The 19,667-nt window shown below is 73.1% G+C and carries 13 protein-coding genes and 1 pseudogene; 10 read left to right on the top strand and 4 right to left on the bottom strand.

What is annotated here, in order from left to right:
• Positions 1-162: 162 nt before the first annotated feature.
• A complete protein-coding gene (locus tag NQZ70_RS43885) occupies positions 163-5,880 on the top strand; it encodes a hypothetical protein (RefSeq protein ID WP_272826843.1) in 5,718 nt (1,905 codons plus the stop codon).
• Positions 5,881-5,967: 87 nt separating this feature from the next.
• Here the strand turns inward: NQZ70_RS43885 and NQZ70_RS43880 are convergent, their stop codons facing one another.
• Positions 5,968-7,059 carry a PHB depolymerase family esterase gene (locus NQZ70_RS43880; protein WP_207217632.1) on the bottom strand — a complete coding sequence of 364 codons (1,092 nt, stop codon included), beginning with the start codon at positions 7,057-7,059 and terminating at the stop codon, positions 5,968-5,970.
• A 512-nt stretch (positions 7,060-7,571) separates the two neighbouring features.
• Here NQZ70_RS43880 and NQZ70_RS43875 point away from each other — a divergent pair.
• From NQZ70_RS43875 to NQZ70_RS43865, 3 genes are all read left to right on the top strand, one after another.
• The gene (locus NQZ70_RS43875) at positions 7,572-8,570 is read left to right on the top strand and encodes a hypothetical protein (protein WP_129579533.1); all 999 of its coding nucleotides are present in this window, start codon (positions 7,572-7,574) and stop codon (positions 8,568-8,570) included.
• Positions 8,560-9,744, top strand: a complete 1,185-nt coding sequence (locus NQZ70_RS43870) for a PHB depolymerase family esterase (protein ID WP_129579532.1) — start codon at positions 8,560-8,562, stop codon at positions 9,742-9,744. The genes NQZ70_RS43875 and NQZ70_RS43870 overlap by 11 nt, the downstream gene beginning before the upstream one ends.
• A 326-nt stretch (positions 9,745-10,070) precedes the next feature.
• A complete protein-coding gene (locus tag NQZ70_RS43865) occupies positions 10,071-11,282 on the top strand; it encodes a GDSL-type esterase/lipase family protein (RefSeq protein ID WP_237244600.1) in 1,212 nt (403 codons plus the stop codon).
• 146 nt (positions 11,283-11,428) lie between these two features.
• Here the strand turns inward: NQZ70_RS43865 and NQZ70_RS43860 are convergent, their stop codons facing one another.
• Positions 11,429-11,881: an SGNH/GDSL hydrolase family protein gene (locus tag NQZ70_RS43860; RefSeq protein WP_165374465.1), complete on the bottom strand. Its 453-nt coding sequence runs from the start codon at positions 11,879-11,881 to the stop codon at positions 11,429-11,431.
• A 60-nt stretch (positions 11,882-11,941) separates the two neighbouring features.
• Here NQZ70_RS43860 and NQZ70_RS43855 point away from each other — a divergent pair, with 60 nt between their 5' ends.
• On the top strand, positions 11,942-12,226 hold the full coding sequence (locus NQZ70_RS43855) for a hypothetical protein (RefSeq protein WP_237245732.1): 285 nt from the start codon (positions 11,942-11,944) through the stop codon (positions 12,224-12,226).
• On the opposite strand, the pseudogene NQZ70_RS43850 reads toward NQZ70_RS43855, so the two are convergent.
• A pseudogene (locus tag NQZ70_RS43850) lies at positions 12,205-12,423 on the bottom strand (cellulose binding domain-containing protein); the annotation flags it as partial. The gene NQZ70_RS43855 and the pseudogene NQZ70_RS43850 sit on opposite strands and share 22 nt — an antisense overlap.
• Before the next feature lie 740 nt (positions 12,424-13,163).
• On the opposite strand from NQZ70_RS43850, the gene NQZ70_RS43845 reads away from it, so the two are divergent.
• From NQZ70_RS43845 to NQZ70_RS43835, 3 genes are all read left to right on the top strand, one after another.
• On the top strand, positions 13,164-14,072 hold the full coding sequence (locus NQZ70_RS43845) for a hypothetical protein (protein WP_129579530.1): 909 nt from the start codon (positions 13,164-13,166) through the stop codon (positions 14,070-14,072).
• 243 nt (positions 14,073-14,315) lie between these two features.
• Complete coding sequence (locus NQZ70_RS43840; RefSeq protein WP_129579529.1) at positions 14,316-14,741, top strand: hypothetical protein; 426 nt, start codon at positions 14,316-14,318, stop codon at positions 14,739-14,741.
• 34 nt (positions 14,742-14,775) lie between these two features.
• Positions 14,776-15,765, top strand: a complete 990-nt coding sequence (locus NQZ70_RS43835; RefSeq protein WP_129579528.1) for an SUMF1/EgtB/PvdO family nonheme iron enzyme — start codon at positions 14,776-14,778, stop codon at positions 15,763-15,765.
• A 39-nt stretch (positions 15,766-15,804) separates the two neighbouring features.
• Here NQZ70_RS43835 and NQZ70_RS43830 read toward each other — a convergent pair whose 3' ends face one another.
• Positions 15,805-17,133 carry a hypothetical protein gene (locus NQZ70_RS43830; RefSeq protein WP_129579527.1) on the bottom strand — a complete coding sequence of 443 codons (1,329 nt, stop codon included), beginning with the start codon at positions 17,131-17,133 and terminating at the stop codon, positions 15,805-15,807.
• Positions 17,134-17,684: 551 nt separating this feature from the next.
• Between NQZ70_RS43830 and NQZ70_RS43825 the strand changes: the two genes are divergently transcribed.
• Complete coding sequence (locus NQZ70_RS43825; RefSeq protein ID WP_129579526.1) at positions 17,685-18,947, top strand: aromatic acid/H+ symport family MFS transporter; 1,263 nt, start codon at positions 17,685-17,687, stop codon at positions 18,945-18,947.
• Positions 18,948-18,978: 31 nt separating this feature from the next.
• Positions 18,979-19,662: a 3-oxoacid CoA-transferase subunit A gene (locus NQZ70_RS43820; protein WP_237244599.1), complete on the top strand. Its 684-nt coding sequence runs from the start codon at positions 18,979-18,981 to the stop codon at positions 19,660-19,662.
• The last annotated feature ends 5 nt before the right edge of the window (positions 19,663-19,667 follow it).

The following is a 19,667-nucleotide window of genomic DNA, read 5'->3' as shown; positions in this document are numbered from 1 at the left end:
CGCCCCGGCGGTCGCTGCGGCCGCTGCGGACCGCCCCCGCCACCGCGAGGGCCGCCGCGCGCGCTCGCCGATCGCGCGCTTGCGCTCGACGCCGGAAATCGGTTAGCCCGATACCTCACGGCGCACGGGGCGCACGGTGGGCATGGTGCAAGGGTAATCGCCGTGGATCTCGACGCCTCGACCGCGTCCGCTGCCCGCCGCGCGCTGCTCGGCGCGGCGCTCGCCCTCGCCCTCGCCCTCGGCGTGGCCCCCGGCGCCCCGGGCGCGCGCGAGGCCGCGGCCGCAGAGGCGCTCGCCTGGGTGCCGCCGGACAGCGCGCGGGTCGTCTCGTGGAGCAACGGTCCGCAGCAGGGCGCGCCGGCTCCGGAGGGGACGCCCGCCGCGCCCATCGCCGCCGATCCGACCGGGCCGATCGCGCTCACCGCGGGGCAGCTGCTCCTCGTGCCCGTGGAGCCCGGCGACCGGCTGGAGGTGCGCGGCGAGGTCGCGGGCGTCGGCCTCGGCTCGGGCGTCGGGGACATGCCCGACGCGATCACGTGGATGCCGCTGCCCCCTCGCAAGGAGGGCGCGCGCGACGTCGCGGTGCCGGCCTGGTCGAGCGCGCGCTTCGTCGCCGTGCGCGCGGCCGTCCCGCGCGGCGCGGAGAGCGCGCGGGTCGCGGTGCGGGTCGCCGCGCGGGAGAGCGCGCCGCTCGCCTGGTACCGCCTCGACGAGGACGTCGCCGCGTGGCTGGGCGGCCGCGCGCCCGCGCCGGCCACCGCGCCGGGCGAGGCCGCCGCGCTGCTCCGGTGGGTCGACGCCGCGCGCGCCGCGCTGTCCGCGGCGGGCGCCGCAGGCGCGAAGGCCGCGCCACGGGCCGCAGGCGCGAAGGCCGCGCCGCGGGCCGCGGGGGCACCTGCCGCGCCGGGCGCCTCAGGCGCGCCGGGCACACCGGCCCCCGCGCCCCTCGCGCCCGACGCCGCCGCATGGCTCACCGCGCGCTACCTCGAGGAATCGCTGCTCCTCCGGCCGCTCGTCGAGCCGTACTTCGTCGCGCGGGAGGTCGAGCTGCGCGGAGGCCGCGAAGGCCCCGATCTCCCGGCCCTCGAGCGCGCCACGCCCTGGCGCTCGCTCGGGGCCGGCGGGCGGCTCGGGCTCCACGCGCCCGGCGCGGACGTGCTGCGCATCGCCCTCCGGCCGCGCGCGTACGGCGCGACGCGCGTCGTGGTTCGCGCCGGCGGCGCCGTCGTGCGCGAGCTCGCGTGGCGCACCGGGGCCCGGCTCGCGGACGCCGCGCGCTGGCGAGAGCCGCGGTGGATCCGGGTGCCGCTCCCGGTCGACGCGCGCGCGGCGACCGTCGAGGTGGTCGAGGGCGAGATCGCCGTCGCCGCCAGCGGCTACCGGCAGCGCGCCGGCGTCGCCGAGCTCCTCGCGCCGCAGCGCGACCGCCCCGCGCTGCTCGATCGCGCCGCGCAGCGCGACCCCGCCGGCGATCGCGCGCCGGCCCACGCCGAGGCGCCACGGCTCCTCGCCGCCGCCGATCGGGCCGCCGCGCCGGGCGCCGCGAAGGCCGCGGTCGACCTCGCGGCCCGGCCGGCCGTGCCGCCGCCGCTGCGGGCGCTCCTCCTCGCCGAGGCGGTCCGGTGGGCGCCCTCTCCCGGCGCGGCGTTCGCGCGCGCGGCGCAGGCCTATGCGGCGGCGCAGGCCGTGCCGGCGGCGATCGCCGTTCCCCTGCAGCGCGCCGTCCTCGCGCGGCTCGCCGCGGCGCGCGCGGACGCCGGCGCCGGGGCTGCGCCCTGGTCGCCGGCCGCCGACGCGCGGGCACCCGCCGGCGGCGCGCGGGCACCCACCGGCGCCGCGCCGCCGCGCGATCGCGCTGGCGGCGCGCACCCGGATGACGTCGCGGCCGTGTCCGCGCTCAGCGCAGCCCTCCCGCCGCCGCTCGACGGCCGCCGGCCGGTGGGAGCGCCGCTCGCGGAGCGCTACGCGCTCGGCCACGGCGACATCGGGAGCGCGGCGCCGCTCGCGCGCACCACCTGGGCGCGCGAGGCCCCGTGGGACGCGCTCGACATCCCCGAGGGCGTGATCGCGTGGAGCTCGATCGCGCCGCCGCGCGATGCGCCGCCGCCCGGAGGCGCCGGCGCGCCCCAGCCCGCCGCCGCGGACGCGCTCTGCGACGTGAACGCGGAGTCCGGGCTCCGCTGGACGCTGCTCGACACCCCGCGCGCCCGGCTCGAGGTCGAGGCGCCTCCGGACGCCCACGCGCGGGTGCTCCTCCGGAGCGCCGCGAGCGAGGTGGTCCCGGAGTCGTCGGTGCTCATCGACGGCACGCCGGCCGCGGTGCACGGCGGCGCCGGGCTCACCTCGGTCGTCGCGGTGGCGCCCGGGGTGCGCGTCTTCGAGCGGCCGGCGGGCGCGCCGCCGGTGCTCGCGCGCATCCCGCGCAGCGGGCGCGCTCCCTGCGCGTCGCTGCGCGAGATCATGCAGTGGGCCTGGGTCGACGGCGCCGTGACCTTCGCGCTCCCCGACCCGGAGCGCGCCACGGTGGCGCGCGTCGTCCTCGCGCCGGCCGCCGTGATGGGCGAGGCGGCGCGATCGCCCGGTGCGCAAGGCGCCACCGCGCGAGCTCCTCAGGCCGCGAGCGCGCCGCCCGCAGCCGCGAGCGCGCCGCCCGCAGCCGCGAGCGCGCCGCCCGCAGCCGCGAGCGCGCCGCCCGCCGCCGCCGGCGCGCCGCCCGCCGCCGCCGGCGCGCCGCCCGCCGCCGCCGGCGCGCCGCCCGCCGCCGCCGGCGCGCCGCCCGCCGCCGCCGGCGCGCCGCCCGCCGCCGCCGGCGCGCCGCCCGCCGCCGCCGGCGACGCACGCGTGCTGCGCGTCAGCGTCGGCGCCGCCGTCCACGAGGCCTGGGTGCGCGCGGGCGCCACGGGCGCGATCGAGATCCCGGTCCCCGCCGGCGCCGGCGAGCTGCGCGTCGAGACCGCCGCGCCCGCGCTCCTGCGCGCCGCCGTGCGCCTGCACCCCGCCGCGCCCGCCGAGCCGCGCGTCGTCACGCCGGCGCGCCCGCCGTCCGGCGCGCCCGTCGACGGCACGCTCGAGCAGATCCGGCTCGCCACGCGCGCCCTCCGCAATGCGCCCGCGGCCTCGCGGGCGCGCGCGGCGCTCCACGCGGAGCGGGCGGAGTCGCTCGAGGCCCTCGGCTTCCCGGCGCTCGCCGCGCTCGATCGCGCCGCCCCGGGCGACCCCGGGGACGATGAGCAGCTCCCGGGCGCGCCGGCCGCGGGCGCGCCGCCGTCGACCGTGTTCTCCCTGCCGCCGGGCAGCCCGCCGGCGGTCCCGCTCGGCCTGCCCGCGCGCGTGCCGCCGCTGCCGCTGCCCGGCGACCGCGCGCCCCTCGCCACCGCGCGCGCGGCGCGCATCGCCGGCGATCCGCGGCGCGGCGTCGCGCTGCTCGCCGGGCCCGCGGGCGGCAGCTCGGGCGCGGACGCGCTCCTGCTCGGCCTCCTCGCCGAGCGCGCCGGCGAGGCGAGGATCGCCGCCGACGCCTTCACCCGGATCGGGCTCGCCCACCGCTCCTCCGCCGCGCTCGCCCGCGCCGCGAACCTCGCCACCGACGTGGCCGCCGCCGCCCCGGCGCCCGATCGGCGGCTCACCCTGCGCGCCCTCGCGCTCGCCGAGCTCGCCGTGCAGGCGGCCGCGCGCGAGGCCTCCGCGGGCCAGGGCGCCGCGGCCCCCGGAGACGCCGCGGCCTCCGGGAACGCCGCGCCCGCGGCCTCCGGGAACGCCGCGCCCTCCGGGAACGCCGCGCCCGCGCCCCCCGCGAGCGCCGCGCCGCGCCCTGCCGCCGCTCCTTCCGCCGGCCCCGCGCCGTCGCCGCCGCTCCAGCTCCCGCCGGCCGCCCTCGCGCGTCTTTCGCCGGTGACCGGCTGGAACGTGCCGCCGCGCGCCGACGCCACGGCCGGCACGGCCACGCTCGAGATCCGGGCCAGGGCCGAGCGCGATCTGCCGCTCCGCGTGCGGGTGCGGCGCGCGCTCGTCGACGCCCCGGAGGCGTCGCTCCTCATCACCGACGGCGCGCGCGCCGAGTTCCGGCTCGACCGGGCCGCGCCGGGCGCGATCGTGCTCGACGGCGCCTGCCGGTCGCTCGACCGCGAGGAGGCGCCCTGCGCGTTCTCGATCGCGCTCGACGGCGCGCCGGTCGCGTGCTCCGCGGCGTCCGCGCCGATGGCCGACCGGTGCGTCGTGGAGGTGCCCAAGGGCAGCCACCGTATCGAGGCGCGGCCGCCGGCGGACCGGAGCGTCCTCGGCTGGATCCGCGCGACCGCGGCCGGAGCGGCGCAGCCGTTCTCGGGCCGCGTCCTGTCGACCTGGAACGACATCGATCCGGACCGCCCCCTGGAGCTCGCGTTCGTCGGCCCGACCGTGGTGCGCATCCGCGCCCGCGCCGCCTACGAGTGCGTCGCCTCGCCCCGCGCGCGCGCCGCGCCCGCGGACGGCGGCGATCCGGCCTGCCACCCCGAGGTCGCCGCGGCCACGCCCGCCGGCCAGCTGCGCTTCTCGGTGGCGCCGCTCGACGGCGCGGCCGCGCCCGGCGCCCCCGGCGCGGCCGCGCCCGGCGCCCCCGGCGCGGCCGGCAGCGCCCGGCCCGGCGCGCTGGAGGAGGGAGCCCTCGCGCTCGACCCCTCCGAGGACCGCGAGGCGCGCCGCCTGGGCGTCACGCGCGCGCCGTTCTTCTGGCTCGGCGGCGAGGTCGAGTCCCGGGTCGCCGTCCTCGACGACGGCCCGCACGTGCTGCGCGTCGCCTCGCCCGGCGGCCGGGCGCTGCTCCGCGTCGAGCTCGCCGTCGCGCACGGCGCGCCCCGGCCGCGCGTGCCGCCGCCCGCGCCGCCGCCGCCTGCGCCCCTCGCGCCTGCGGAAGAGCCGCTCCGGCCCGCGCCCCCGGTGGGAGAGGACCCGGACGCGGGGCCGCTCTCCGTCGGCGGCTACGCGCGCCTCGTCGACGCCGAGCTCACGGAGGAAGATCTCCGCCTGCCGCTCCGCTTCCTCGAGCTCGGCGTCGACGTGCACCGCGAGCTCATCGAGCGGCGCGCCTGGGTCGCGGCCGCGGGGTTCGGGCGCCTGCGCGACGGTCCGGAGAGCTTCGGCGCGGAGGCGCGCTTCGACCTCGGCTCGCGCGGCTGGATCCCCGGCGCGTCGCTGAGCGGCCGCGTCGTGTTCCAGCCCGGCGGAAGCGACGCCGTGGGCGGCAGGGCGAGCGCGAGCGCGTTCTGGTCGATCCCGCTGGGCGAGCTCACCCTCTCGCCGTGGGCGGGCTTCACGTACCTCGCGGTCGACGAGTCGCTCCGGGGTTTCCCGGGCGCCGACAAGGACATCTTCACCCCGTACGCCGCCGGGCACCGGACGCAGGCCTCGCTCGGCGCGCGCCTCAGGCACCGGCCGTTCGTCGACGCGCTCGTCACGGCGGGCACGTCGCTGCGGCTGAGCCCGGTTCCATCGACCCTCGACCGCATCGACGCGACGCTCGACCTCGACCTGCTCCCCGGCCGCGGGCTGTTCCCGTGGATCCAGCTCGGCTGGCTCGCGAGCTACCGGCCCGAGAACGAGATGCGCGACGAGGCCTTCCTGCGCGACGCGTTCACCGCGGGGCTCACGTTCTGGAGCTGGCTCTCGCGCGGACACCGCGTCTCGCTGGGCGCGGAGGGGACGTTCCTGTTCGACATCCCGAGCCCCGCCGAGACGTCACCGCGCCTGTCGGCCTTGCTCTTCGCCCGTTACGACTACACCGCCGGCCGCGGCCTGCGCGACTTCCCGCCGCAGTCGACGCCGTTCCGCGACCGGCAGGAGGAGGGGAGCGGGCTCATCGAGCGGGAGCGGCCCGCGGTCGAGCCGTCGTGGGAAGACCCGTAGAGCTGGGGGAGCGGCCGGCGCTGGCGCTCCGCGGCGCCGCCGAGCGTGGCGCACGCTCCGCGCGCGAAGCCCACCCTTCGGGGAAGCCTACGGAAGCGCGTGCCGCTTGAGGACGCTCCAGGCGAGCTCGGGGATCATGAACGAGGTGTAGCTGCCGCAATGCGTGCCGTTCCGAACGGTGCAGAGGACGGTCTCTGCGCCGGTGCCGCACGTCGGATACGTCTCGCAGTCCGCGCGCTCGGACAGCGCTCCCGGCGCGCCGGTGCACATGTTGAGCTCGCCCCACGTCGCGAAGTTCTCCTGGGCACCGGAGAACGCGCTGCCACCCTCGTACGGCACCAGCGAGTCGTTGGTCCCGCGGAACTGAACCACCGTGACGGGCCTCGTCGGAGAGCAGCCCCCGCACCCGGCGCCATCGACGCAGTCGAAGTCCACCGGCGCCACGCCGGCGATGACGTCGGCGGCCTCGCAGGCCAGCTTGTACGACATGCCGCCTCCGTTCGAGCAGCCCGAGGCGTAGACGCGCTTCGCGTCGATGCACGCCTCGCTTTCCAGCGTCGTGATGATGGCCCTGACGAAGGCGACGTCGTCGGCGTCGTCGCCACAGCAGAGCCCAGCGTTCCACGCGTTCGCGACCCCCTGAGGGTAGACCGCGAGGAAGCCCTCGGCGTCGGCGACGTCATCCCAGCGGGAGAGGTTCTTCTGCTGGTTGCTGTTGCCGCTGAGCCCGTGAAAATCGAACACGACCGGGACGCGGGTCGCGCCGTCGTAGCTCGCGGGGGCGTGAACGAGGAACGAGCGCTCGATTCCATCCACCGTGATCTTCATCGTCGTGTCGCCGGGGCCCAGCGTGGCGGAGGCGGGGCACGGCTCGTTGCTGCCCCCGCCCGACCCGCCGGTTCCGCTGCCGCTCCCGGTCGTGCCTCCGCTGCTCGCGGTCTCCCCGGCGCCGCCGCCGCCGCTCCCGCTTCCGACTCCCGTGCTTCCAGTGACGCTGCCGCCGGCGCCCTGACCGCTCGTGCCGCTCGTGCCGCTCGTGCCGCTCGTGGCGGAGGTCGCTCCGTCACTCCCATCGTCGCCGCTGCCCGGCGACGCCCCGCACGCAGCCAGCCAGGACGGGACGATACCGACCATGAGCGCTCCGAGCGCCCAGTGACAACCCCTGCGATTGGACATCATGGCCATCTCCTCGTGGGACCCTGCTCACCGAACAACTCGACAGCTTGGATGTCGTGCTCTCGCACGACGTCCTCGTTCTTTCTGTCGGACCCGGAGCCCAGCTCGGCAGAAAGATGAAGCGAACGTGAACGCTCCTCTCTGGTGCCGGCGTCGACCGGCTCAGGCTCTCAGGCCCTGCATGTGTCGCCTTGACGAGGACGAGGTGCCACACTCGACCGCTCCCGAGAAAGCGGCAAGATCGCCGCGCAGAGGGGGCGACAGCGCTGTCGCCCGTCGCCACACGCGCCGGTCGCCGCCTTCAGCGATCCGCTCCCCATGGAAAGCGGCGCCATCTCAGGTTCTTCATCCACGTGTGGACGCGGCTTTCCTCGCACCACAGCCGCCCTGCGGGTCCCCCATGGCCTGCCGATCGTCGCCCCTCCGCGTGCCCGAGGGGTGTCGGGTTTGTCACTCCCCCCCTGGTCCGGGCCGCGCTACGCTGCGGCGACATACGAGGTTTCTCGTCGAGCCTTATGACGGTCGAGCTGATTCACGCCATCGTTCGCCAGACCACGGTTCTCATCGCCCAGCTGGCGACCTCGGGGGGCTGGCGTGCCCCGTTGGCCCAGCTCGCGGACCAGGTGTTCCAGGACCTTGCGATGGAGCTCGAGCGGCAGGGGGTCAGCCGCAAGGTGAGCGCCGACATGTTCGGCATGGGGCTCCGGAGCTACCAGCGCCGGGTCCGTCGCATCACCGAGAGCTCGGTGGAGCGCGGCCGCTCGCTCTGGGAGGCCGTGCTCGACTACATCCGCCGCCGGGGGATCACGCCGCGGGCCGAGATCCTGAGGGCGTTCGCCGCCGAGGACGACGTCCTGCTCCGGGGGGTGCTCTTCGACCTCTGCGAGAGCCGCCTGATCTTCCAGGCGGGGCAGGGGGCTCAGGTGGTGTATCGCGCGGTCTCCGACGACGAGCTCGGCGCGCTCCGCGCGCTCCGCTCCGGCGAGGGCGTGGACGAGCTCGTCTGGGCGATCATCTATCGAGAAGGCCCGCTCACGCGCGACGAGCTGCTGCAGCGGACGCACATCGAGCGCGCGGAGCTCGAGTCCGCCCTGGTGCGCCTCGTGGAATCGGGGCGAGTCGAGCGGACCGGGGAAGGCGCCGGAGCGACGTACAGCGCCGCGAGCCTCTACGTGCTGCTGGGCTCGCCCGTGGGGTGGGAGGCGGCGATCTTCGATCACTACCAGGCGATGGTGAAGACCATCCTGTGCCGGCTGCGCGAGGATCGCACCGCGCCCGGCCTCGCCGACCGCGTCGGGGGGAGCACCTATACCCTCGACGTGTGGCCCGGCCATCCGTACGAACAGCGGGCCTACGAGACGCTGGGGCGCCTGCGCGCCCAGCTGGTCGAGCTGCGCGAGCAGGTCGAGGCATTCAACGCGGCGCACGAGACGCCGGACAGGTACACGCAGGTCGTGCTCTACATCGGACAGTGCTTGATCCCGCAGGACACCGGGGGCGACGATGAGATCTAGGGTAGTCGCGGCGGCGGGCCTCGTCGCGAGCGCGGTGGTCGCGGCGCTCCTGGGCTCGGCCTGCAGGGACCTGGGCCCGCAAACCGGGAGCGAGACCAACTTTCTCACGAGCTGCGACGCCGGCTGCGGGGACGGCCTCTCCTGCATCTGCGGCGTCTGCACGCGCGCCTGTTCGGCCGAGGGCGAGTGCGCGGCGCTCGCCTCCGGCGCCCGGTGCGTGGCCGTGGCGGAGCGGCCCGCCGGGGCGGCGTGCGCCGCGGCCGAGAGCGCCGCGTTCTGCGATCTCACCTGCAGCGGCGACGCCGACTGCGAGCCGCTCGGCGCGCCGTTCCGCTGCCAGGGCGGCTTCTGCCGGGCGCGCGGCGGAGGCGACGCGGCGGCCGCCTGCCCGGCGACCACGCTTTCGATCGGCGACAACGAGCGCACGGTGACGGTCGGAGACACGACCCGCAGCTACGTCGTTCGCCTCCCTGCGAGCTACACGGGGGCGAGCCCGCTGCCGCTGGTCCTCGACTTCCACACGCTCGGCGGGACCTCGGCGGCGGAGGCCGAGGCCTCGGGGTACCGCGAGCTCGCCGAGCGCGAGGGATTCATCGTCGCGTGGCCCCAGGGCATCGAGGGCGCGTGGAACATCGGTCCGTGTTGCACCGCGTCACGCGACGTCGACGACGTGGGGTTCGCGCGTGCCCTGGTCCAAGAGGTCCAGGCGGAGGCGTGCGTCGACGTCAAGCGCGCCTACGCCGTGGGCGTCGCGAACGGCGGCGGGATGGCCTACCACCTGGCCTGCAACGCGGCGGACGTCTTTGCCGGCGTCGCCCCCAGCGCCTTCGACCTTCTGGCGGAGTCGGAGCAGCCCTGCCAGCCGGCGCGGCCGGTGACCGAGATCTCGTTCCGGGGCACCGCCGACGTGCTGGTCCCCTACGAGGGGGGGCCGCAGCAGGCGCCGAACGGCGCGAACATCACCTTTCTCGGCGCGGTCGGCACCTTCGAGAGGTGGGCCGCGCTGAACCAGTGCACGGGCTCACCGAGCGCGGCAGACGAAAGCGGCTGCTCGACCTACTCGACCTGCGCGGGCGGCGTGGAGGTGACGCTGTGCACCGCGCAGGGCGGCGGCACGGCCTGGGGGAGCGCCGAGATCGGGTGGGCCACGCTGAAGCGGCATTCGCTGCCGTGAGCGCGGAACGAACGAGCGCCGGTCGAGGACCGGGAGCGGCGCGCGGCGCTCGTCCTCGGGAGGGGATGGCGCTCGCGACGGCTTGCCGTGTCGGGCGGTTCGGTCCGTGGTCTGCCGATCGTCAGGGTGGGTGAGCAGGGGCGTGGTCGCCATGCCGTCGAACCTGACTGGTGCACACCGTCACGATCGATAGAATGTCGACTGGGAATTCTGGACCTCCAACCTGACGGAGCGGCCGAGCTCGCAGGCGTACTCCTGAATCGCTTATCCATCTTGAGCGGAAACCTGCGAATCGGTCGGTCCAGACATGGAGAATTTCGATGCGCATGAATCGCTTTCTTGGAGTCGTCTCCCTCTCGTTCGCGTGCAGCCTGCTCGCATGCGCGGTGGAGCCGGGCGCGCTGGAGGACAGCGGCTCCCTCGAGTCCGGGGTGACCAGCCCGGACGGCATGATCGACGCGACGCTCACGATCCAGTCGCAGTGGGGCAGCGGGTACTGCGCGAACGTGACGGTCAAAAACCTGAGCAGCACCGCGGCCACCACGTCCTGGGGAATGGTCGTCGAGCTCGGCGGCACCACGGTGACCAACCTGTGGAACGCGCGCTCCACGCCCTCGGGCGGGCGGCTGAACGTCACCAACGAGGGCTACAACGGCGCGATCGCGAAGGGGCAGACAGCGTCGTGGGGGTTCTGCGCGAACGGCACCGGGCGGCCCACCATCGTGTCGGCCAGCAGCACCGGAGGCACGGGAGGCGCGACCACGTCCTCCTCGAGCAGCAGCTCGAGCTCGTCCTCTAGCGCCTCGGCGAGCAGCGGCGCTGGCGGCGCTGGTGGCTCGGGCGGCGCTGGTGGCTCGGGCGGCGCCGGCGGCGCCACGACAGGAACAGGGGGATCGAGCGCGTATTCGCCGTGCCCAACGAACGGGGATCCTTGCAAGATCCTGCCGCTGGGCGACTCCATCACGGATGGGGTCGGGGTGTCGGGCGGCGGCGGCTATCGGATCGAGCTGTTCAGGAAGGCGCTGGCCGCCGGCCACAGCATCACGTTCACGGGCTCTCAGACGAACGGGCCGGCGATGGTCGACGGTGTTCCGTTTCCGCGGAAGCACGAGGGGCACAGCGGCTGGAAGATCAACCAGATCGCGGGTCTCGTGCCGACGCCTTCGATGCAGGAGACCCCACACATCGTGCTGCTGATGGCGGGGACCAACGACGTGGCGCAGAGCGACAACCTCGCCATGGCGCCGCAGCGGCTGGGCTCGCTCCTGGACAAGATCTTCGCCGCGGCCCCCGACGCGTTCGTGGTCGTCGCGAAGCTCATCCCGCTCGGCTTCAACGACGCCGCGGTCGTCGCGTACAACAATGCGCTGCCGCCGATCGTGGAAGCCCGGGCGTCGGCGGGGAAGCACGTGGTGCTGGTGGACATGCATACCGGGTTTCCGACGTCGGAGCTCGCGGACGGGGTGCACCCGAACGCGGCCGGCTATGCCCGCATGGCGAACCGATGGTACGACGCGATCGGCGACGTGCTGCCGTGAAGCGCCGGCGAGCCGGGTCGCCGACGGCCATCGAGCGCTGGCTCGGAGGCACGGCCGCCGCGACCCTGCCGTGAGCCCCGAGCGCGCCCCGCCACGCGGCGCTGCGCTCGCCGCGCGCGCGGCCCGGCGAGCGCGCTCCGGTTCGCCTACTCGCCGAAGAAGCCGACGGCCTGGTTGCCGAGCAGCTGCTGTCCCGCGGCGTTCGGGTGGCAGCTGTCGGCGGTCGTCCCCCGCCCGAGCCGGCCGAACGAGCCCGGATAGATCACGTTCAGCGTCGCATCGGCGGCCGCCTGCCTGGCGAGACGGTCGGTGAGCTCCGGGCCGCCGCTGCCCGCGAGATCGCAGGTCCATCCGGATTCGTAGAGCGGCTGACCGGTGACGTAGATGGTCGCGCCGGGCGCCGCGTGCTCGCGCGCGTTGGCGATGAGCTTCTTGACCTCGTCGAAGGTTGCTCCATTGAACGAGAAGATGCAAATCTGAACCCAGACGGCCGTCGGCTTACCATACTTGGCCACCTGCTGATCGAACTTCTTCCAGGAGGCCGAGTTGGTGTTCGTCCAGTTCTGGACGACGTCGCCGTTGGTCCCATAGGGGGCCACATCCGCTCTCCCCCGACGGCCTGGTACCCCTGGGCGGTGTTCTCCGCCATCGAGCACCCGATGAAGCCCATCGAGCGCGGGAGCCCGCCGCCCGAGCCGCCGGCGCCGCCGGCGCCGCCGGCGCCGCCCGAGCCGCCGGCGCCGCCCGAGCCGCCGGCGCCGCTGCTCGTCGAGGAGCTGCTCGTCGAGGCGCTGGAGGACGAGCTCGAGCTGCTGCTCGAGGAGGACGTGGTCGCGCCTCCCGTGCCTCCGGTGCTGCTGGCCGACACGATGGTGGGCCGCCCGGTGCCGTTCGCGCAGAACCCCCACGACGCTGTCTGCCCCTTCGCGATCGCGCCGTTGTAGCCCTCGTTGGTGACGTTCAGCCGCCCGCCCGAGGGCGTGGAGCGCGCGTTCCACAGGTTGGTCACCGTGGTGCCGCCGAGCTCGACGACCATTCCCCAGGACGTGGTGGCCGCGGTGCTGCTCAGGTTTTTGACCGTCACGTTCGCGCAGTACCCGCTGCCCCACTGCGACTGGATCGTGAGCGTCGCGTCGATCATGCCGTCCGGGCTGGTCACCCCGGACTCGAGGGAGCCGCTGTCCTCCAGCGCGCCCGGCTCCACCGCGCATGCGAGCAGGCTGCACGCGAACGAGAGGGAGACGACTCCAAGAAAGCGATTCGTACGCATGATACCGTCCTCCGTCTGCTGAAAAGGAATTTATCTTGCTATGCTGCGCCGCCGAGCGTCGTGTGGAACGCGATGTCCGTCCCTCGCGCAGCCCAAGGGGCGCGGATTCGGGCACCCTATGGGAAGCTCGCGCGAGCCGGGAAGTGACAGCTCCGAGACGGGGCGGGGATGACAGGAATGGTCGAAGGGGGGGCGTCGATGGAGTCACCCCCTCGGCGAGCCCGCGGGCGCCCCGAGGCGAAGCGGCCTTGCGGATCGACGGCCCGCTCCGCCCCGCGGCCGACAGGAGCCTGCGAGCCGTCGCGAGCGCCCGCCTCCCGGGGACGGCACGCCGCGCGCCGCTCTCGGCCCTCGATCAGGGGAAGGCGCTCGGGGCAGACATGCCGAGTCAGGCCGAGCGGACATTTCTGCTGACGCTGCCCCCCCCAAAAGTGGGTATCGTGATGGCTCTCGAAGTCGCCGAGGGGGATGACAAATTTGTCCAGGGGGGGCGACGACGATCTCGCCGTCTATTCGCGCGGGTCGCAGCGGCGATAGAACAAGGACGGTCGGACGCGAGTTGAGAGTCCCCTCAGGTCCTGACCAACGCCCCCTAACAGAAGGTGACGACGATGAATTATCCTGTTCTTTCCTACCGATGGATGGCCCGCTGCGCTCTTGGGATCGCCGCGTTCTGCGTCGGCGCTTGCGGTTCAGAGAGTGACCCGGTCGACGGTTCGGGGTCGGGAGGCGGCGCGACCGGAGGGACGACGAGCACCGGCGTTCCCGCGACCGTAGGTTCCACCAGTGGTGGGACGGATGTCGGGAGCGCCAGCGCGGGCGGCACTACCAGCGTTACTACCGGCACCGGCGGAGATGGCGCCGGCGGCGCAGGCGCGGGCGGATCGGCGTCGGGGAGCACCGCGAGCACGAGCGCCAGCGCCGGAACGGGAGGTGGGGACGACGGCCTGCCTCCAACAGGAGACAACTCGGTCGCGTACACGGGCTGCTCGATGGCCAACAACATTGGCACTGGCTACAAGCGCGTCGGCGGCAGGATCATGTGGAACTCGGACAATTATCAAACGGGGGCCATGGTGGTCCAGAACTGGACGAACCCCAACAGCTCTTCCTGGCAGCTCTTCGACCGGAAGATGGCGTCGATCGGAGGGAAAGACGTCGTCAAAGCCATCATGGTCCAGATCTGCATCTTGTCCCAGAGGGCGACCGATCAAGAGCTCCGTGATATGGTCAACGCGGCGCGCCAGCACGTCAACCCGGGCACGCATATCTACATCGTGGGTCAGCCGGTGTACAATGAGGGCCACGATTGCTTCATCGCGGGAGCCGGCGGCGCCGATTGGACAGACATGAAGGCGCAAGAGCTGGCCAACGACCCGAGCGTCAACGAGAACATGAGCTACCTCGGGAAGTTCATCCTCAACAATGACGCGGGCGAGGTCAGCGACGGCTGCCACGCCAGCAGTCCGAAGGGCGAGAACGTGCTGGGAGAGCAGGCAAAGGCGTTCTTCGGGGGCTGATCGGAGCACAGGCCCAACGAAACCGAGCTGCGATGTCGACGGGCGCGCGCCATGCGTAGGGGCGCGCGCCCCGGTGGAGAAGCCCCGTGGCGGAGAGGGTTGATGATGAGGCACTTGCGCACTATGCACCGCGTTGGGGTGATGGCTGTGGCCGTATTGTCGTTGTTCGGGTGCGGCCCCGCGGATAAGGAACCAGACGGCCAGGGCGATACCGGGGGCGGCCCCGATGGATCGATCGGTACGTTGGACAGCGAACAGGACTATGCGCGGTTCATGCAGGCGATCGCGCTGCCGCTGGTCGGCGTCCTGATCGAGCTCGAGGATCGTATCTCCGCCGATGACCCCGCCGCGTGCCAGAGCGGAGGAACCGCCGCGATTGACCGGGCCCTCGGGCAGGTGACGTTCAGCGCCTGTCAGCTCGGCGGTATCGCGATTTCGGGAACAGCCGTCCTGGCGCAAGGGGCCAGCGCTGGCCCCGACAGAAGTGCCTTTCTGGCGGGCGCGCAGCTCACGCTCGGCGGAGGCGCCACTGGTATGGTCCTCATGCAGCTCGCCGAGCTGGCCTGGCAGGACCCGCCCACGGAAGCGGGGACGACTTGGAAAGCTTCGTTCGAAAACGATATGTCCGCGCAGATCTGTGTGCAAAGCAGTGGTGAGCCCTGCTCTTAGGAGGAGAGCAGGAGCTGACCATCGTGGAAGACCTATGATTTCGCTTGCACGTCCTCGCCACACCGTCGGCATCGCATTTCTCGGGCTGCTCTTCTCGGCCGGCTGCACCGCGGGCGAGACGATCGCGAAGGACCGAAGCAGCGGCCAGGCGGACGCTTGGGCTGGAGCGGCGCCGAGCTGCACCGCGCTGCCGGCGACCTGCGGGCCATCGGGGAACGAGGGCTGCTGCAAGAGCTTGCTGGTCCCCGGCGGAACTTTCGCGCGAAGCTACGACGGCGTGGATTATTTGGACCGAAGCTACCCGGCGACGGTGAGCGACTTCTACCTCGACAAGTACGAGATCACGGTGGGTCGGTTCCGGGCGTTCGTGGACGCAGGCATGGGCACGCAGGCCAGCCCGCCTGGCGATGGCGCTGGCGCACATCCAAAGATCCCAGGCTCTGGCTGGAGCTCCGCGTGGAACACCAAGCTGCCCCCGAACACGGCTGCCCTCAAGAACGCCCTGAAGTGCTTTGCCCATCAGAGCTGGGCGGACACGGCGGGCAGCAACGAAAACAAGCCGATCAACTGCCTGGACTGGTACACGGCGTTCGCGTTCTGCGCGTGGGACGGGGGACGGCTGGCGACAGAGGCGGAGTGGAACTACGCGGCCTCCGGGGGCGGCGAGCACAGGTACTATCCGTGGTCGAAGCCAGCGACCTCTACGACGATCGATGACAGCTACGCGGTCTACTGCGGCGGCACCTGCAGCCTACAGGACGTCGGATCGAAGTCGCCCAAAGGCGACGGGAAGTGGGGGCAGTCCGACCTGGGCGGGAACGCGTGGGAGTGGACGCTCGACTGGGATCCGGTCCAGTACCCGATGCCGTGCCATGACTGTGCCGCCGTGACAGCAGGCTCCTACCGGGCTTTCCGGAGCGGCAGCAACGACGACCTCGCCCCGACCCTGCGGTCGGCCACCCGCCACGTCTACTACCCCGAGCACCGAGGTAACATCGGGGCGCGTTGCGCCAGGACCTCTTAGCTCTACACCCGAAGCGCGAACCTCGTGGATCGGGGACCGTCACTTCTGCAGCTGGACGCCGAGGAACACGGCATTCCCCTTCACCCCCGATAGATCGCTCCTTTGATAGCCGAGCGCCGCGCGCGCGGCGTGACCTTCGATGATGTAGCCCACCTGGGCGTCGACGAGCAGGTAGGGATCGGCGTTCTTCGGCCTCGCTTGCTGCAGCCGGACCAGAGGCTGCAGCTTCCCGACGCCGACGTTCGTCGGCGAGAGGTAGCTCGCGAGCGCGAAGTAGGAATGGTCGAACCTCTCGAAGTCGCCAAAGTACTTGTAAAATGCGCCTTCGAGCGTGATCGTGCCCGCCGTGCCGAGGTTCTTTTCGAACAGGAGGTCGGCGTTGGCCTCCATGTAGGTGTCCTTGCGCGGGACGCCTGGAGGCGTGTCCATCGCGGGGGACGGCAACGATTCGACGGAACCTTCCCGCTGCACTTCGCCCGCCACGCCGAGCGCGAGGATGCTCTTCTCTCCGAGGTACGTGGACTTCTGGTAATAGGCTGGCTCCGGGTCGAGCAAGCTCAAGTTGAGCCTCGCCGTGTAGAGCGGGCTCACCGAAGAATCATGCAGGTTGTAAGCGCCGACGTAATACTTGAACAGGCCGCCCGCGACCTTGCCCCAGGCGGTCACCCCATCGTTGCGCCCGAACGGCCCCTGTCTCGGCCCGAGCGGCGGCGCGTAGGGCTCGAAGGATCCGGGGTAGTTCCACGGCCCCATCGACCACGGCCCGGAAAAGGCGGATCGATCGGACGGCACGATCATCCGGCCGATCCAGACGTTCAGCAGATCATGGAATTGGACCTTGGCGATGGCGTCACGGAGGGTCGCGCTGCCCGCGATGTTGCCCCCGGCCGGGGTCGGCCCGAACTGGGCGACGATCGCGCCCTGCACCCCGATGAACCGGTTGATTTCGCCTGAGAACAACAGATGCAGCTCTCCGTCCGCGAGCAGCCGGTCCATCTTCTCGCGCGCGCCGGGATTCTGTAGGCGACCTCCGACGCGCGCCCAGGCCGCGACGCTGAGCGGCTTCTTCCAGAGCTCGTCGTCCGCCGGAGGCGGCAGCGCCGCCGAGGCTGGGCCGGGCCCGGCGGCGCTCTGCAGCGTCGGCGCGCCGGCGCCGGCTTCGGCAGCTGGCGCTCGCGCCGCGCTCGCGTCTGCGGGAGGGCTCGCGGGAGCCTCGACCGGCGGGTGTTCGCCGGTAGGCGGCGGCGGTGCCTCCGGCTGCGCTTGTGCCCGCGCCGAGCGATCGAAGGAAGCGATGCCGAGGATGGCGGCCAAGATACCTGCGCTGACATCGACCAGGCGCCTCGACGCCCTCGTCTGTGTGCTCATGCGTTCTCCGTGGTGTGCTCGTCAATAGAACAGCCGCGCATTTCGCTGCGCCCTCGACATCACCCTCGGCGCCTGGGTGAGGTTCGTCGCCGTCACGACGCCGAGTTGCCACGCCCAGCCGCCCCGGAGAAAGCGGCAAGATCGTCATGCAGGGGGGGTGACAAAACTATCGCCCGCCACGACGGCGGCGGGCCACTATGATGATGCTTCAATTATCTCGGGCAGCTTCTATCGAAGAGGCCTGCCGACGCGCCGAGATCGAAGGCGTCATCATCGGGGGCCTCCGGCGCGGAGGCAGGTGACAGATTCGTCATCCCCGTTGCGTGGCGATCTTGCCGCTTCCTTCGGGGCGGCTGCGTGTGGCAACTCGTCATCGTGACGGCGACGCCTGCGCGGGTCTCAGGGCCTGCGCCGGGGTTCATCATCGATTTATATTTATGTCCAGCGAAGCTCTCGACCGGACCGGACCGAGGCGACTCCGTCGATACAGCGGAGAAACCCACGGTCCATCACGTCGAACCCGCAACTGCGAGGACGCAGCGGAGGAAACCATGTCTACCGGTGAAGTGACTCGCGAGCCAGGCGGCGGGCGCTGGGTCGTCCCGCTCTGCTGGGCGGCCGTTCTGCTGGACGGTTTCGACCTCGTGGTGCTCGGAACGGTGCTGCCGGTGCTGCTCCAGAACAAGGTGTGGGGCCTCGACCCGGACAGCGCGGCGATGCTGTCCACCGTCGGTCTCATCGGGATGGCGATCGGCGCGCTGACCATCGGCACGGTCACCGACGTCATCGGCAGGCGCAAGGCGCTGCTCCTGGCCGTCATCGATTTCTCCCTCTGCACGCTCCTGTGCGCGTTCGCGCCGTCCGCGTTCGTGTTCGGGCTCCTCCGGCTCCTCGCCGGCCTCGGGCTAGGCGGCTGCCTGCCGACCGCGATCGCGCTGGTGACCGAGTACGCGCGCACCGGCAGGCGCGGCAGCGCCACGACCACGATCATGACCGGGTACCACGTCGGCGCGGTGCTCACCGCGCTGCTCGGGATCGTCGTCATGCAGCCGCTCGGGTGGCGCGCGATGTTCGTCATCGGCGCGGCGCCGGCGCTGGCGCTGGTCCCGCTGATGCTCCGGCACCTGCCGGAGTCCGGATCGTTCCTCGAGGTAGCGCGGTCGCGCCGGTCGATGCGCGACGCTCTCCGCGCGGTCGCCTCCCTGTTCCAGCAGGGCCTGATGCGCCGGACGCTGGCGTTCTGGGTGACCTCGTTCATGGGCTTGTTGCTCGTCTATGGCCTCAACACGTGGCTGCCCGCGATCATGCGGCAGGCCGGCTACGAGCTCGGCGCGGCGCTCAGCATGCTGCTGACGCTCAACGTGGGTGCGGTGATCGGCTTGCTGCTCGCCGGAGTCGTCGCGGACCGATTCGGCGTGCGCCCGTCGGTCATCGGCTGGTTCGCCGCGTCCGCGGTGTTCCTGGCGCTGCTCAGCGTCCGACTCCCCGGCGCCTTCGTCTATGCCGCCGTGCTGATCGCCGGCTGCTTCGTCTTCAGCGCGCAGGTCCTGGTGTACGCCTACGTGGGGCGGGTCTATCCGGACGGCAGCAGGGCGACCGGGCTCGGCTGGGCCGCCGGCGTCGGGCGACTCGGCGCCATCTGCGGTCCGATCCTCGGCGGCGCGCTGCTGAGCGCCGGGGTGGCGTACCCGTGGGGCTTCTATGCCTTCGCCGCCGTGGGTGCGCTCGGCGCGATCGCGGTCACCGCCGTCGGGCGGGCGAGACCGCGATCGGAGCCCGCGGCGACGGGGCTGGCCGCGCCCGTGGAGGGCTGATGCGAACGAGAAGAGAGCGCGGGAGGGACGCGTGATCGACAAGGTTGTGAGCTCGCTCGAGGCCGCCGTGGAAGGCATTCGCGACGGGGCGACGATCATGATCGGCGGCTTCGGCACGGCCGGGATGCCGTTCCAGTTGATCGATGCCCTCATCGCGCAGGGGGCGCGCGATCTCACCGTGGTCAGCAACAACGCGGGCAACGGCGACACGGGCCTCGCGGCCCTCTTGAAGGCGCGCCGCGTCCGCAAGATCATCTGTTCCTTTCCGCGCCAGCACGATTCACACGTGTTCGACGCGCTCTACCGCGCGAAGGAGGTCGAGCTCGAGCTCGTGCCCCAGGGCAACCTCGCGGCGCGCATCCAGGCGGCGGGGGCGGGTTTCGGCGCGTTCTACACGCCGACCGGCTACGGCACGCCGCTCGCGCAGGGCAAGGAGACGCGGGAGATCAACGGACGTCCCTATGTGCTGGAATACCCGATCCACGCCGGCGCCGCGCTCATCAAGGCGCACAGGGCGGACCGCTGGGGCAACCTCGTTTACCGCAAGGCGGCGCGCAATTTCGGGCCGATCATGGCGACGGCGGCCCGCTGCACCATCGCGGAGGTCGGTGAGATCGTCCCGCTCGGCGCGCTCGATCCGGAAGCGGTGGTCACGCCCGGGATCTTCGTTCACCGCGTGATATGCGCGGCGCGGGAGGCGGCGCGCGCCGGCTGAGGGAC

This window comes from Sorangium sp. So ce836 (genome assembly GCF_028553905.1).
Lineage (GTDB): Bacteria > Myxococcota_A > Polyangia > Polyangiales > Polyangiaceae > Sorangium > Sorangium cellulosum_D.
This window is presented reverse-complemented; position numbering and strand designations above follow the sequence as displayed.